11 protein-coding genes are annotated in these 14,399 nt (G+C 70.4%); 7 read left to right on the top strand and 4 right to left on the bottom strand.

Annotation, left to right across the window (positions count from 1 at the left end; genetic code table 11):
- Positions 1-20 precede the first annotated feature (20 nt).
- Genes HHL11_RS16115 through HHL11_RS16105 form a run of 3 tightly spaced genes read right to left on the bottom strand, consistent with a single transcriptional unit; the run spans position 21 to position 2,783 of the window.
- Positions 21-809 (bottom strand): alpha/beta fold hydrolase, encoded by a 789-nt coding sequence (locus tag HHL11_RS16115; RefSeq protein WP_169419358.1) that lies wholly within the window; start codon positions 807-809, stop codon positions 21-23.
- Position 810: 1 nt separating this feature from the next.
- Positions 811-1,404, bottom strand: coding sequence for a DUF1294 domain-containing protein (locus tag HHL11_RS34165; RefSeq protein ID WP_205964290.1), 594 nt, complete (start codon positions 1,402-1,404; stop codon positions 811-813).
- Positions 1,401-2,783: an APC family permease gene (locus HHL11_RS16105; RefSeq protein WP_169419357.1), complete on the bottom strand. Its 1,383-nt coding sequence runs from the start codon at positions 2,781-2,783 to the stop codon at positions 1,401-1,403. The genes HHL11_RS34165 and HHL11_RS16105 overlap by 4 nt, the downstream gene beginning before the upstream one ends.
- Before the next feature lie 129 nt (positions 2,784-2,912).
- Between HHL11_RS16105 and HHL11_RS16100 the strand changes: the two genes are divergently transcribed.
- Positions 2,913-3,791 carry a DUF3014 domain-containing protein gene (locus HHL11_RS16100; protein WP_342593223.1) on the top strand — a complete coding sequence of 293 codons (879 nt, stop codon included), beginning with the start codon at positions 2,913-2,915 and terminating at the stop codon, positions 3,789-3,791.
- Positions 3,792-3,842: 51 nt separating this feature from the next.
- Positions 3,843-5,546 carry a ClcB-like voltage-gated chloride channel protein gene (locus HHL11_RS16095; RefSeq protein WP_169419356.1) on the top strand — a complete coding sequence of 568 codons (1,704 nt, stop codon included), beginning with the start codon at positions 3,843-3,845 and terminating at the stop codon, positions 5,544-5,546.
- Between the two features lie 7 nt (positions 5,547-5,553).
- Here the strand turns inward: HHL11_RS16095 and HHL11_RS16090 are convergent, their stop codons facing one another.
- On the bottom strand, positions 5,554-7,209 hold the full coding sequence (locus HHL11_RS16090) for an alpha-amylase family glycosyl hydrolase (RefSeq protein WP_169419355.1): 1,656 nt from the start codon (positions 7,207-7,209) through the stop codon (positions 5,554-5,556).
- Positions 7,210-7,390: 181 nt separating this feature from the next.
- Between HHL11_RS16090 and HHL11_RS16085 the strand changes: the two genes are divergently transcribed.
- The 5 genes from HHL11_RS16085 to HHL11_RS16065 all read left to right on the top strand — a co-directional run bounded on the left by HHL11_RS16085 (position 7,391) and on the right by HHL11_RS16065 (position 14,393).
- A complete protein-coding gene (locus HHL11_RS16085) occupies positions 7,391-7,783 on the top strand; it encodes a hypothetical protein (RefSeq protein WP_169419354.1) in 393 nt (130 codons plus the stop codon).
- Positions 7,784-7,872: 89 nt separating this feature from the next.
- The gene (locus tag HHL11_RS16080) at positions 7,873-10,788 is read left to right on the top strand and encodes a PAS domain-containing hybrid sensor histidine kinase/response regulator (RefSeq protein WP_169419353.1); all 2,916 of its coding nucleotides are present in this window, start codon (positions 7,873-7,875) and stop codon (positions 10,786-10,788) included.
- A 52-nt stretch (positions 10,789-10,840) separates the two neighbouring features.
- Entirely contained in the window at positions 10,841-11,566 is a 726-nt protein-coding gene (locus HHL11_RS16075; RefSeq protein ID WP_169419352.1) for a response regulator, read from the top strand.
- A 148-nt stretch (positions 11,567-11,714) separates the two neighbouring features.
- Entirely contained in the window at positions 11,715-13,385 is a 1,671-nt protein-coding gene (locus tag HHL11_RS34655; protein WP_205964289.1) for a methyl-accepting chemotaxis protein, read from the top strand.
- Between the two features lie 159 nt (positions 13,386-13,544).
- On the top strand, positions 13,545-14,393 hold the full coding sequence (locus tag HHL11_RS16065) for a TauD/TfdA dioxygenase family protein (protein WP_169420065.1): 849 nt from the start codon (positions 13,545-13,547) through the stop codon (positions 14,391-14,393).
- Positions 14,394-14,399: the final 6 nt, after the last annotated feature.

Below are 14,399 nucleotides of genomic sequence, written 5' to 3'. Positions count from 1 at the left end.
TGCGCGGCGCGCAACCCGGTCTACGTGACCCGGCAGGATTCGACGAGTTCTTCCAGCACTTCCAGCACCAGCTCCGGCTGCGACAGCTGCGGGAAATGCCCGCTCTTCCCGGCGATCACCTGCTCGCCGAGCGGCGACAGGGCCGCCAGCGCCTGCTGGTTTGCGCGCCGCGAAGCGATCACGCCGGGCAACAGCATCGCCCCCGTTGGCGTGATGCCGCCGCTGATGACGCGCACCGGCACGGGCGGGAATTCGCCGGCCGAAGCGATCTCGCGCACCGTCTCTTCAGCGGCGTCCAGCTCCGCGTGCACATTGGATTCGAACAGGAGCTGCGGCAAGCCCTGCACCTTCTCCAGCCCGCGCACGACGTGCTTCCTGTGCTTCTGCAGCATCGCGTTGTCGTCGGGATGCGCCGCTTCCAGGAACAGCACGCCCGCCACGTCGTCCGGATACAGGCGCGCGCACAGGTTGGCATAGAGGCCGCCGAGCGAGTGCCCCACCAGCACGAAGGGCGGCTTGAGGCCGGCGTACTTCAGCAGCTGGCGCAGCGACGCCAGCACCACGGTGCCGCTTTGCAGCGGGCCGGGCTCGTCGCTGCCCTGCAGGCCGAAGCGGTTCCAGGCGAACACCCTGGCGATCCCTTCGATCTGCGGGTACAGCGCGCGCCAGCCTTCGAGCGTCACGCCCGCGCCGTTGAACAGCAGCAGCGTCGGCTTGCCTTCGCCCGAGACGATGAAGGAGAGCCGGCCGCTGCGCGTCTGCAGCGCCCGGATCGCAGGCATGGTGCCCAGGCGCTGCAGCGAAGCCATGTCACGCTTTGCCGGTGGGTTGGGTGTCCTCCGGCGCTTGCGGCTTGGCCGGCTTGTCCGCGGCCTGTCCGGCCGGCTGGTCGGCGCGGCCGGGCGCATCGAAGGACGCGCCCGGGTCTTCCTCGCCCGCAACCGAGGTCGCCAGGTCGATGGGATCGCCGGGCTTGGCGGGCTGGTTCATGGGGGGCGTCTTGTTTGCCATGCTGGGCTCCAGGGTTGAACCTATCGTATGCAGGAGCAACAGCCGGACGCGTAGGACGCAGCCGGGGCGGCCTAAGGCATATCCGCAATGCGCCTGGTGCGCATGCCACCCGACCTGGCCCATCAGCGAGCAGGCCAGCACGAAGCCCGCCACGTTCAGGGCCACCGTGATCCGGAACACGGACAGGAACGCCGCCTTGCTGGATTTGTGCCGCAGCAGCTGCTGGGCCAGCCAGGCACCGGGCCAGCCCCCGGCGAGCGCAAGCAGGTGCAAGGTGTTTTCGGAAATCCGGCGAGCCCTGCGCCTGGCGGCGTTCTTGTCGAAAGCGTAGGTGCAGAAAGCGACGACGCTGGCGACGACGTAGATCGCCGCGATGAACACCCACGAACTCATGCCTGCATTGTCAGTGCAGTGAGCTTCCTCCGGTTCAGGAACAGCGGCACGGCGCCGATGGCGATGCCGCCCATGCCGACCACGTTGGTCACGACGTCGAAGGTCGGCACGCTGTACAGCGCGATGAAGAACATGAAGGCGCCGCTGGCGGCCGGCCACAGCACGTGGGTCACGGCGGCCAGCGCGCCGGCGGAAAGCTTGCGCCGGTAGTACCAGGCGCAGGCCAGCCCGGTGAGCCCCAGGTAGAAGCAGATCTGGAAACCGATGGCGTTGATCGAATCCTGCAGGATCACGTTGATCGTCGGCAGGTAGGACGACACGAGCAGCAGCCCCATGCCCGCCGCCCAGATGAAGAAGATGGCGACGTGCGGCGTCTTCCAGCGCGGATGCAGCTTCGAGTAGCGCGGGTGCAGCGCGCCGTCGCGGCCCTTGGCGAACAGCGTGCGGGTGAACTGCAGCATCTGCGTCTCCACCGTGCCCACGGTGCTCAGGAGCACGGCGATGATGGCGATGTAGCCCCAGGTGCGTCCGAGCACCTTCTCGCCGATGGCGAAGATGATGTTGGTGTTGTAGTGCTGGATCTCGGCGTCCGTCAGCCCCAGCAGCGCGATGGTGATGAACACCAGGAAGAACGCCATCAGGAACACCATGGACCAGAAGGCCGCCCGCCCCGGCGTGCGGTTCGGGTCGCGCGTTTCCTCGCTGAGGTTCAAGGTCACGTCCCAGCCGTAGTAGAAGAAGATGGCCACCAGCGCGGAACTGGCGAACAGCTTGGGCGAGAAGGCGAAGGGCGAGAACCAGGTCCACGCGAAGGCATGCTGCGGGTGCGCCGGGAAGATCCGCAGCGCCATGACGACGATGGCCAGCAGGATCGCGCCTTCGGCCAGGGTCATCGCCACCTGCACGTAGCTGGTGAGCTTGATGCCCTTCACCACCACCGCGCTCACGAAGGTGAGCCACAGCGCGGCGATCAAGGTCACCCAGTGCACGTTGTTCATCAGCTGCGGCTGCAGGATGAGCAGCGTGGCGTTGGCCGCGGGGATCATCGCCGACACCATGAACACGCAGCACAGCACCAGCAGCGCCCAGCCGGCGAAGAAGCCCGCGACCCGGCCGAACACCATGCTGACCCAGGCGTAGGAGGTGCCGGCGCTCGCGACCGCGCGATTGAGGTGGATGAAGGCGAAGGCGATGCCGAACATCACCAGGCCGCAGACCAGGATGCTGGCCGGGGCCAGCGTGCCGGCGGCGCCGATCAGCGTCGACGTGGTGATCTCGATGCTGTAGGCCGGCGCGGTGCCGGCAATGCCCATGATCACCGATTCGGTGATGCCGAGCGCGCCGGCGCTCAGGGTGGCAGTGGCAGTTGCGTCGGCCATGGTCACACCTCCGCGGCAAGCTTGTGCGGGCGCATTGTCGCGCGCATCCCGCGCCAGGACCAGGGGTTGCTCGCCCGGGGGCGGCCTGGCGGACTTGCGGCGGGGGCGGGACAGGCGCAGCATGCCGGGGTGATCGACCCGCGCCAGGAGCCCACCTTCGAGCCCTCGACCGGGCCGCCGCGGGTGCGGCCGCCTCGAAGAGCATCGCGCTGGCCGCTCGTGCTGCTCGTCCTGGCGCTCGCCGCGGGTGGGTGGCTGTGGTTCTACGGCGTCCGCCTGCCGGACTTCCTGGGTGGCCAGGACAAGAGCGCGCCCGTGGTGCTCGACACCGGCGAGCGCAGCGCCCCCGAGCGCGAAGTCCATCCGCCGCCAACCGACGAACCACCGCGCGTGGCCCAGGGCGACGAAGTCGAGACCGCGCTGGCCGACGCGCTGGGCCGCGAAGCCGTGCTGCGCTTCCTGCAGGTGGGCGGCTTCCAGCGCCGGCTGGTCGCCACCCTCGACAACCTCGGGCGCGAACATGCGCCGGTGGCGGCCTGGCCGGTGCTGGCCACGCCGGGACGCTTCGCGGTGGAAGGCCAGGCCGGCAGCGAACACATCGCCGCGGCGAATGCGGCGCGCTATGCCCCCTTCGTCGACTTCGCGACTTCCGTGCGGGCCACGACCGTCGTCGACCTGTACCGGCGGCTCTACCCGGTGCTGCAGCAGTCCTACATCGAGCTCGGCTTCGGCGGGCGCTCCTTCCACGAGCGCGTGATCGCGGTGGTCGACCTGCTGCTGGCCACGCCGGAGCCGCAGCAGGCACCGGCGGTGGAACTCACCGCCGTCCACGGCCCCATCCCCTCCGTGCAGCCTTGGACCCGCTATGCCTTCGCGGACCCGCGGCTGCAGGCGCTGCCCGCCGGCCAGAAGATGCTGCTGCGCCTGGACGCAGACCAGCGGCTGCGCGTGAAAGCCAGGCTGCGCGAGATCCGCACGCTGCTGGTCCAGCCGCCGCCGGCACGCTGACGATGTGCTGACGCGCGGGCCGCCTCGCGCGAACCGTTACGCTTGCGTCCCATGACGAAAGCGAATGAAGTCGCGCTGCGGGTGCTGGAGCGGCTGCGGCCCGGCGACTGGCAGCGCATGCTGGCCTGGGCGGCGCTGGTCGGCGCCACCGGCGCGCTGGCCACCCTGGGCTTCCGTGCCAGCCTGGGCTGGATCGAGCACTGGCTCTATGGAACCTCCGGGCTGGTGCAGGCCGCGGAGTCGCTGCCCTGGTGGCAGCGCCTGCTGGCGCCGGTGATCGGCGGCGCGCTGGCGGGGAGCTTCCTGGTGCTCGCGCGCCGCCTGCCGCGCGCGCCGCATGGCGACTACATGGAAGCCACCGTGCTCGGGCGCGGCCAGTTGCCGGTGCGCGCTTCGCTGCTGCGCGCGCTGTCCTCGGCCTGCACCGTCGCCAGCGGCGGCGCGATCGGCCGCGAAGGCCCGATGGTGCAATTGGCGGCGCTGACCGGTTCGCTGCTGGCCGGCTGGCGCGCCATGCCGGTCCCACGCCGGCGCTTGCTCGTTGCCTGCGGCGCGGCGGCGGGCCTGGCCACGGCCTATGGCGCGCCGATCGCCGGCGCGCTGTTCATCGCCGAGATCGTGCTGCAGTCGCTGGCCACCGAAACGCTGGCCGCGCTGCTGATCGCCTCGGTCAGCGCCCATGCCACCGTGGCCGTGCTGGTCGGCGCCCAGCCGCTGTATCACATGCCCGCCCTGCCCCCTCTGGGCGGGCAGGCGCTGCTGGCCTGCGGCCTGCTGGGCCTGCTGGCGGGCCTGGTGGCGCCGCTCTACCTGTGGTTGCTGGACCTGTCCAAGAAGGCGTTCGGCGCGTTGCAGGTGCCGCTGCCGCTGAAGCTCGCGGTGGGCGGCCTCATCGTCGGCGCGATCTCGGTCTACGCGCCGCAGGTGTGGGGCAACGGCTTCAGCGTGGTCGACAGCGTGCTGCAGGGCGGCTGGGCCTGGCAGGCGCTGCTGGTGATCCTGGCCCTGAAGATCGCCGCGGTGGCGGCCACCACCGGTTCGGGCGCGGTCGGCGGCATCTTCACGCCGACGCTGTTCGTGGGCGCGGTCAGCGGCGGCTTGTTCGCGGCGGCGACGCATGCGCTGTTTCCGCAGCTGCTGCCGGCACCGGCCAGTGCGGCAATCGGCATGGGCGCCTTCCTGGCGGCCAGCACGCATGCGCCGCTGACGGCGGTGCTGATGATCTTCGAGATGACGGAGAGCTACGGCATCGTCGCGCCGCTGATGCTGGCCAGCGTGCTGGCCTTCTCGGTGTCGCGGCTGCTGCGGCCGGATTCCATCTACGCGTCCTCGCAGAAGGCCAAGGCGGCGACCGACCCGCGCATCGCCACCGCCGGCGACCTGCTGCGTCCCGACAGCATCACCGTGCAGGCGGGCGACAGCCTGGCGGTGGTGGAAAAGCGCTTGCTGGAAAGCCGTTGGCGCCACGTGTACGTGCTGGACGAGCATGGCGTCTTCCGCGGCGCGATCGCCCTGCACGACCTCACGGGCGTGCTGAAGACGCCGCACGATCCGGCCTCGCCCTGGCCTGCCTCCCTGCTGCAGCCGGACTATCCGCGGCTGCGCATCGACATGCCCTTGTGGGAGGTGCTGGGCGTGTTCGAAGCGCATCCGGGTGAAAGGCTGCCGGTGCTGGATGCGTCCGGAAGGCTCGCCGGGCACCTCGCCAAGACGGACTTGATGCTGATGTTGCGGGACCGGCTGGCGATCGCGTGACCGCGGATCACTCCGAAGATCGATCCAGCAGGTACCCCAGCCCGCCCGCCCGGTACCAGTGGTACCCGAACGGCTCCATGATGACGCTGTGCACGCCGCGGCCATTGGCCTGGCTGTGGTCCTGCGTCAGCAGGTTGATCAGCTGCTTGCCGTGCGGGCCGCCCACGCGCAGCTGGATCTCCGCCGCCTCGCCCAGCAGGTTGTGGATCACCACCACCGTGTTGTTGCGCCAGTCGTAGCGCAAGGCCAGCACGCCGTCGTTGCCGGTCTCCAGCACCTCGAAGTCGCCCCAGCCGATCTCGGGCACTTCCTTGCGCATGCGCATGATGCGCTCGGTCCAATTGAGCAGCGAGTCGGCGTCGCGGCGCTGGTCCGCCGCGTTGACCTTGTGGTAGCCGTAGGGCCCGTGCTCGATCACCGGCAGGATCGCCTTGTTCGCGCGCGTGAAGCCCGCCTGCGGCTCGGTGGACCACTGCATCGGCGTGCGCGCGCAATTGCGCTCCGGCAGCGTGAGGTCGTCGCCCATGCCCAGCTCGTCGCCATAGCGGATCACCGGCGTCCCAGGCAAGGTGAACATCAGGCTGTAGGCCAGCTCCAGCCGCCGGCGGTCGCCGCGCATCATCGGCGCCAAGCGCCGGCGGATGCCGCGCCCATAGAGCTGCATGTCGCGCTCCGGCCCCAGCGCCGCGAACACCTTTTCGCGCTGCGCGTCGGTGAGGCGCCCCAGGTCCAGCTCGTCGTGGTTGCGCAGGAAGTGGGCCCACTGCGCGGTGGGCGGATGCTCGCGCGTCTGCTCCAGCGCCTTCGCCAGCGGCCGTGCGTCGCCCGTGGCCAGTGAATAGAAGGTGCGCTGGTTGACCCAGAAGTTGAACATCATCTGCAGGCGGTCGCCGTCGTCGCCGAAGTACTGCACGTTGTGCTTCGGTTCGACGTTGGCCTCGGCCAGCACGATGGCGTCGCCGCGCCGCCACTGCAGGAACTCGCGGAATTCGCGCAGCAGCGTGTAGCGCTCGCGGCTCTTCACGTCCGCGCCCTTGGTCTGGATCACGAAGGGCATGGCGTCCATGCGGAAGCCGCACACGCCCAGCTCCAGCCAGAAGCCCATGACCTTGCGGATCTCGGCCAGCACCGCCGGGTTCTGCGTGTTCAGGTCCGGCTGGAAGTCGTAGAAGCGATGGAAGTAGTAGGCGTTGGCGACCGGGTCGCGCGTCCAGGTGGACTTCTGCACGCCGGGAAACACCATGCCTTCGTCGGCATGCGGCGGCTTCTTGTCAGACCAGACGTAGAACTCGCGGTACTTGGAGCTGGGGTCGCGCCGCGCTTCCTGGAACCAGGGATGCTGGTCGCTGGTGTGGTTGACCACCAGGTCGATCATCACGCGGATGCCGCGCTGCTTGGCCTGGTTGGTGAAGTCGACGAAATCGCCCAGCGTGCCGAAGCATTCGTCGACCTGGTAGTAGTCGCTGATGTCGTAGCCGTCGTCCTTGCGCGGCGACTTCTGGAAGGGCATCAGCCACAGGCAGCTGACGCCCAGGCCCTGCAGGTAGTCCAGCCGGCGCGACAGGCCTTCGAAATCGCCGATGCCGTCGCCGTTGGAGTCCATGTAGGTCCCCACGTGCAGGCTGTAGATGACGGCGTTCTTGTACCAGAGGTCCTTGATCACGCGAGGCAGTATGGAACAGGACGCGCCGGCCGGGTTGCGATACCAGGCGCATACAAAGCCGCCGTCGCCTGAAACGGCGCGGATACCTCAGCCGCCCAGACTGCTTCCATCCCCCGGGGCAGGCGGCGTCAGAGCGGAAGCCGCAGGCCATTTCCCCAGCAGTCCGCTCACGGAGAGGACCATGAAACAGCACCATGCTTCGATGTTCGGCTATCTCGGCAGCGTAGCGGCGGCCGGCCTGGCCGCAGCCCTGATGAGCGGCAACGCCCGCGCGGAGTCGCCGCTGGACGATACCAAGGCGCCCTTCGTCTCGGAACGCGCCCGCGCCGAAGTGCTGGCCGAGCGCGACCAGATGCGGCCCATGATGACGAGCTACGCCTACGAGTGGACCTTGCAGCAAGGCGCCCGCGTCGACGTGGCGAGCGGCTACACCCGGGCCCAGGCCAAGGCCGACTACATCGCGGCGCGCGAACAGGTGCATGCGATGAACTCGGAAGCCGGCGGCGCGGCCCAGTTCGGCCGCAGCACGCCGCGCCTGCCGGCGGGCAACCTGGTCGCGGGCAGCACCCGCTGACGGGCGCGAAAAGCAACCGCGGTGTATCCGCCCGGTAACCGGGCGGAAATTCCCGCCGCGTTGCCGCCAGCGTCTCCTAGACTGAAGCCATGAGCACGCGCACGGACCAGGACCGGCCACCGGCGGACGCGCTGGCCCGGCTGGCCTTGTCCACCGCGCGCGCGACGGGGCCGGACCTGCTGGCCGTGCTCGTGCACGAGCTCGCCGCGGCGCTGGCCATGCCGCTGGTCCTGCTGGCCGTGCCGGCCCTGGATGCGCGCCGCACGCTGCGCACGCTGGCCGTCAGCCTGGACGGCCGCAGCCAGCCCAACTTCCACCTGCCTTGCAAGGCACTCGCCGGCCTGCCGACTTTTCCGTCCGGTTACCAGTTCGCGGCTGCTGGCGCGCTGCCGCAGCTGCCACCGCGTTCGCTGTTCGCGCGCGAGCGCATGGATGCGGTCGCCGTGCTGCCGCTCACCGACAGCTGCGGCGAAGCGCTGGGCCTGCTGGTCGCCATGGACCGCCAGCCCGTGCCGCTGCGCGCGGCCGCCTGCATCGAGGCGATGCTGGCGCTGGTCGGCGCCCGCGCGGCGGCCGAGATCGAGCGCGCCCGCACCGGCGAGACGCTGCGTGCCGTGGCCCTGGCGGTGTCGGAGTCGCGCAGCGGCTCGGTGTTCGACGAACTCGTGCGCCTGCTGGCCAGCATCCTGCAGGTGGACGTCGCCTTCATCGCGCAGCCCGAGCCCGCGCAGCCGGGCGCCATGCGCATGCTGGCCCTGTATTGCGGCGGCAAGGTGCTGCAGGACATCCGCTATCCGCTGGCCGGCTCGCCCTGCGCCACCGTGCTCGGCCATTCCTTCCGGGCCTATCCGTCCGGCGTGCAGGCCCTGTTCCCCGCCGACCTGGACCTGCGCGAGCTGGGCAGCGACAGCTACGCCGGCCATCCGCTGGTGGGGCTCGATGGCACGCCGCTGGGCATCGTCTCGGTGGCGTCGCGCCAGCCGCTGGCCCACCTGGACCGCGTCAAGTCCACGCTCAAGATCTTCGCGGTGCGCGCGGCGGCCGAGGTGGAGCGGCTGCGCGCCGGCGAAGCGCAGAAGCAGGCGCTGGAGGGCCTGCGCCAGCGCGAGGCGCAGTATCGCGCCATCTTCGAGAGCGCCGTCGACGGCCTGTTCCTGTGGAACGAGGACCTGCGGGTGGTCGACGCCAACCCGGCCGCGCTCGCCCTGTATGGCTACGGCCGCGACGAGGTCGTCGGCCACAGCTTCCCGCGCAGCATGCCCGAAACCTACGTGCGCGAGCGCCTCGAATGGGTGCGGCGCGCGCTGGCCGGCCAGGCGACGCACCTGGAGACCACGGTGCTGCGCCCCGACGGCAGCAGCTTCGAGGCCGACCTGCGCGTGCTGCCCTTCTCGCACCAGGGGCGGCCGCACGCGCTGGCCGTGGTGCGCGACATCAGCGAGCGGCGCCAGCGCGAGCGCGAGTTGCAACGCAGCGAGGAACAATACCGCTCGATCTTCAATGCCTCGCTCGACGCCATGGTGCTGCGGGCCGCGGATTTCAGCATCGTCGACGTCAACGACACCTACCAGGCCTGGACCGGCCTCACGCGCTCGGAGGTGCTGGGCGTGGCGCGCGTCATCGCCAACCCGCCGGAGGTGCGCGAGAAGATCCGCCGGCTGCACGAGGAAGCCCTGGCCGGCGCCACCATCCGCCTGGAGACGCAGCTGTCCCACCGCGACGGCCGCCGGCGCGAGCTGGAACTGCGCGGCGTGCCGATCACGCATCGCGGCCAGCCGCACGTGCTGTACATGGGCCGCGACATCACCGAGCGGGTCGCGGCCGAACACAAGCGCAGCGAACTGGAGCGGCAGCTGCGGCAGGCGCAGAAGATGGAAGCCATCGGCCAGCTCACCGGCGGCCTGGCGCACGACTTCAACAACCTGCTGACCAGCGTCCTGGGTTACCTCGCGATGGCGCAGGAACACGCGGGCGACGCGCGCCTGGGCCACGACCTGGACCAGGCGCAGCTGGCCGCGGAACGCGCGCGCGAGCATGTCGCGCAGCTGCTGGCTTTCTCGCGCCCGCGGCGCGGCGAGCGCAAGCTGCTGGCGGCCTCGCAGGTGGCGGGCGAAGCCCTGCAGCTGCTGCGCCCCAACCTGCCCTCCTCGATCGTCGTCGAAAGCGAGCTGGCCGCCGAGGCGCCGGTGCTCGCCGACCCGGTGCAGTTCGAGCAGGTGCTGCTGAACCTGTGCCTGAACGCCCGCGATGCGATCGGCGAACAGGGCACGATCCGCCTGCGGACCTTCCATGCCGCCGCCTTCGGCCACTGCGCGTCCTGCGGCGCCCGCGTGGAAGGCCAGCGCTGGGTGGCCTTCGAAGTGGCGGACGATGGCCGCGGCATGTCGCCCGACGTGGTGGACCGCATGTTCGAGCCCTTCTTCACCACCAAGGACAGCGGCCGCGGCACCGGCATGGGCCTGGCCATGGTGCATGGCATCGTGCATGACCATGGCGGCCACGTCCTGGTGGCGACGGCGCCCGGCGGGGGGTCCAGCTTCCGCGTGCTGCTGCCCGCGACCGGAGAGGCCGACGACGCCGCCGGCCCCGCAGCCGCACGCGCGGCCGCCGCCACGCTGCCGCCCTTGCGCGGGCGCGTGCTGCTGGTGGAGGACGAGCCCTTTGTCAACCGCTTCATGCAGGACCTGATGCGCAGCTGGGGCCTGGAAGTGGTGCCAGAACACGACGCGCTCGCCGCGGCGCGCCGCCTGGAAGCGCCCGGCGAAGCCTTCGCGCTGCTGCTCACCGACCACACCATGCCCGGCATGACCGGCCTGGCCCTGGCGCGGCATGCGCACCGGCAGCGGCCAGGCCTGCCAGTGCTGATGTACACCGGCAATGCGCTGGCGATCAGCGACGAGGAACTGGCTGCCAGCGGCGTCCACACCCTGCTGCGCAAGCCGGTGGACTGCTATGTGCTGCGGCCGCTGCTGGGCGAGCTGCTCGCGCGCGGCCCGGCGGCGTAACCCGCCGTTTCGGGACTCGCCAGCACCGGGGCGAAAGCGCAGAATTCCGGGCATGAACGCACGCGCGCGTCTGCTGGTGGTGGACGACGATCCCTCCGTGCGTTCGCTGCTGCGCGACTACCTGGAAGGCCATGGCTTCGCCGTGGCCGAGGCCGGCAACGGCGCGCAGATGCGCGAGGAGCTCGCGCGCGAGCGGCCGCACGCCGTGCTGCTGGACGTGCGGCTGCCCGGCGAGGACGGCCTGGTGCTGGCGCGCTACCTGCGCGAACACCACGACGTCGGCGTCATCATGGTCACCGCCTCCGGCGACGTCGTCGACCGCGTGGTGGGGCTCGAGGTGGGCGCCGACGACTACATCGCCAAGCCCTTCGACCTGCGCGAACTGCTGGCGCGCATCAAGAGCCTGTTGCGCCGGCTGCAGGCGCGGCCGGCCCCCGGCGAGCCCGCGCCGGAGCCGCCGGCCACGGCGCGCCGCTGCCGCGTCGGCCGCTGCGAACTGGACCTGGAGTCGCACCGCATGTTCGACCTGGGCGGCGCGGAGGTGAACCTCACCGCTATGGAATACGAGCTGCTGGCCGCCTTCGTCGCCAATCCCAACCGGGTGCTCTCGCGCGACCAGCTGCTGATGAAGACCCGCAACCGCGAGTGGGAACCCTTCGACCGCTCGGTGGACATCCGCATCGGCCGCCTGCGCCGCAAGGTGGAGCCGGACCCCGATGGCGAGCCCCGCGTGATCCGCACGGTGCGCAACGCCGGCTACATGTTCGTGCCGGGCTGAGCCGTCCACCGCCGGTAAACGCCTTGACAGGAAGTCACCGGCCGGCAGTGGTATCGTCCCGCCCCGCCGCCCGCGCGCACGCGCGGTAGCCGGTGTAATACGAAACACAACAGGCGAGCGACTACGCGCTACGCCGGAGGGATGAGTCGTGGGATTCGATGAACAAGGGACGCTGCTCCACCGGGTCAGCGTCAAGACGCGGCTGGCCGCCGCTTTCGGCGCGCTGATCGTGCTGCTGGTCACGATGGCCGTGCTGGGCGCCTGGCGCCTGGCGCAGCTGGACGAACGCACCAGCGAGATGGCGACCGTCAACCTGCGCGTGGAACGCGTGGTGGGCGAATGGCTGTCGCAGTCGCGGACCAGCCTGGTGCGGCGGCTGGTGGTGACGCGCAGCCAGGACCCCGGCCTCAACCAGATGCTGTTGCCGCAGCTGGAAGCCGGCACCAAGCGCATCAACGAGCTGCAGCAGGAAGTGGAGAAGATCGTCGACACGCCGCAGGCCCAGGCGCTGCTGAAGGTCGCCGCCGAAAAGCGCGACCTGTTCCTGAAGGCCCGCAAGCAGGTCGCCGCGAAGAAGGAAAGCGGCGACGAGACCGGCGCAAACACCGTGTTGGAGCAGCTGATGGTGCCGGCGCAGGACGCCTACCTCGCCTCGCTGGAAGCGCTGCGCGACTACTACACCACCGAGGTGGAGCGCGACGCCGCGGCCGCCGCCGAGAGCGCCCGCAGCGGCCGCCAGGTGCTGGCCGGCTTCTGCGCGCTGGGCGTGCTGCTCGCGCTGCTGGCCTCGTGGTTGATCGCCCGTTCCATCACCGGCCCGATCGAGCAGGCCGTGAAAGCGGCCCGCCGCGTCGCCGACGGCGACCTCACCGTGCGCCTCACCGTCACCGGCCGCGACGAGATGGCGCAGCTGTTGCACGCGCTGGCGGACATGAGCACGCGCTTGCGCGAGCTGGTGCAGGAAGTCGCGCAGGGCGCGCGCAGCGTCGCCGAGACCAGCGTGCAGATCGCCCAGGGCAACGCCGACCTGTCGCAGCGCACCGAGGAACAGGCCAGCACGCTGCAGGAAACGGCGAGCTCGATGGAGGAAATGACCTCCACCGTCGGCCAGAACGCCGACAACGCGCGCCTGGCCAAGGACCTGGCCGCCAGCGCCGCGTCCGTGGCCCGCGAAGGCGGCCTCGCCGTCGGCCAGGTGGTGGCCACCATGGAAGGCATCTCCTCGTCTTCGAAGAAGATCGCCGACATCATCGGCGTCATCGACGGCATCGCCTTCCAGACCAACATCCTCGCGCTGAACGCCGCGGTGGAAGCAGCGCGTGCCGGCGAGCAGGGCCGCGGCTTCGCCGTGGTCGCGGCGGAAGTGCGCACGCTGGCGCAGCGCTCCGCGCAGGCCGCGCGCGAGATCAAGGGCCTGATCGTCGACTCCGTGGCCCAGGTGAATGCGGGCTCCGGCCAGGTGGCCGTGGCCGGCAGCAAGATGCAGGACATCGTGGACTCGGTCTCGCGCGTCAGCCAGCTGGTGGCGGAAATCGCCGCCGCCAGCCAGGAACAGAGTAGCGGCATCGAGCAGATCAACACCGCGGTGACGCAGATGGACCAGGTGGTGCAGCAGAACGCCTCGCTGGTGGAGGAAGCCGCCGCGGCGACCGAGTCCATGAAGGGCGAAGCGCAATCGCTGCTGCAGCAGGTGGGCCGCTTCCGCCTGGGCGAGCAGCACGAGCTCGCCATCGCCACCCCGCAGCGCGCGCCAGCGCTGTTGCAGGCGCGCCCGGCGCTGGCCGGAGCGAACGCCGGCACCGAGTGGCGCGAATTCTGATGTAAATCAAGCTCCGTCCATCACCCCCCGGACCGGGGGGGAAGGACCCTGGGTCCTCTTCCTACGCTTCATGCACTTTCAGGAGGAGAACCCATGGCCATCACGCCACTCGCAGCCGGCGCGCCGGCAACCATCGCGGCCCAGTCGCGGCTGCAATCGCTGAGCGTCGAGCCGCTCACCTGCGCCATCGGCGCCGTCGTCGGCAACGTGCAGATCGGCGCCGCCTCGCGCGACCCTGCCCTGCTGGCGGCCCTGCACCGGCTGCTGTTGCAGCACAAGGTGCTGTTCTTCCGCGGGCAGCAGCTGGCCCGCGCCGAGCACGTGGCCTTCGCCCGCCACTTCGGCGAACTGGAAGACCATCCGGTGGCCGGCAGCGACCCGGAGCATCCGGGCCTGGTGCGCATCTACAAGTCGCCCGACACGCCCAACGACCGCTACGAGAACGCGTGGCACACCGACGCCACCTGGCGCGAGAAGCCGCCCATGGGCTGCGTGCTGCATTGCGTGCAGTGCCCGCCGGTGGGCGGCGACACGATGTGGGCCAACATGGCGCTGGCCTACGAGAAGCTGCCGCCTCACGTCAAGGAACAGATCGCCGGCCTGCGCGCCCGCCACAGCATCGAAGCCACTTTCGGCGCGGCCATGCCGATCGAGAAGCGGCTGGCGCTGAAGGCGCAGTTCCCCGACCCCGAGCATCCGGTGGTGCGCACGCACCCGGAGACCGGCGAGAAGGCGCTGTTCGTCAACGCCTTCACCACGCATTTCACCAACTTCCACACCGCCGCCAACGTGCGCTATGGCCAGGACTACACCCAGGGCGCTTCGGCGCTGCTGCAGTACCTGGTGAACCAGGCCGCGATTCCCGAGTACCAGGTGCGCTGGCGCTGGCAGCCGGGCGACGTGGCGATGTGGGACAACCGCTCCACCCAGCACTACGCCGTGATGGACTACCCGCCCTGCCATCGCAAGATGGAACGCGCCGGGATCGTGGGCGACCTGCCCTTCTGAGCACTT

Origin of the sequence: Ramlibacter agri (assembly GCF_012927085.1) — a bacterium.
GTDB classification, from domain to species: Bacteria; Pseudomonadota; Gammaproteobacteria; order Burkholderiales; family Burkholderiaceae_C; genus Ramlibacter; species Ramlibacter agri.
Note: the sequence above shows the minus strand (reverse complement) of the source record. Positions and strands in the feature narration are given on the sequence as shown.

Excerpts from the sequence above, each read along its gene's own strand:
- HHL11_RS16115 (WP_169419358.1), bottom strand. The coding sequence starts at position 809 with ATGGCTTCGCTGCAGCGCCTGGGCACCATGCCTGCGATCCGGGCGCTG.
- HHL11_RS34165 (WP_205964290.1), bottom strand. The coding sequence starts at position 1,404 with ATGAGTTCGTGGGTGTTCATCGCGGCGATCTACGTCGTCGCCAGCGTC.
- HHL11_RS16105 (WP_169419357.1), bottom strand. The coding sequence starts at position 2,783 with ATGGCCGACGCAACTGCCACTGCCACCCTGAGCGCCGGCGCGCTCGGC.
- HHL11_RS16095 (WP_169419356.1), top strand. The coding sequence starts at position 3,843 with ATGACGAAAGCGAATGAAGTCGCGCTGCGGGTGCTGGAGCGGCTGCGG.
- HHL11_RS16085 (WP_169419354.1), top strand. The coding sequence starts at position 7,391 with ATGAAACAGCACCATGCTTCGATGTTCGGCTATCTCGGCAGCGTAGCG.
- HHL11_RS16080 (WP_169419353.1), top strand. The coding sequence starts at position 7,873 with ATGAGCACGCGCACGGACCAGGACCGGCCACCGGCGGACGCGCTGGCC.
- HHL11_RS16075 (WP_169419352.1), top strand. The coding sequence starts at position 10,841 with ATGAACGCACGCGCGCGTCTGCTGGTGGTGGACGACGATCCCTCCGTG.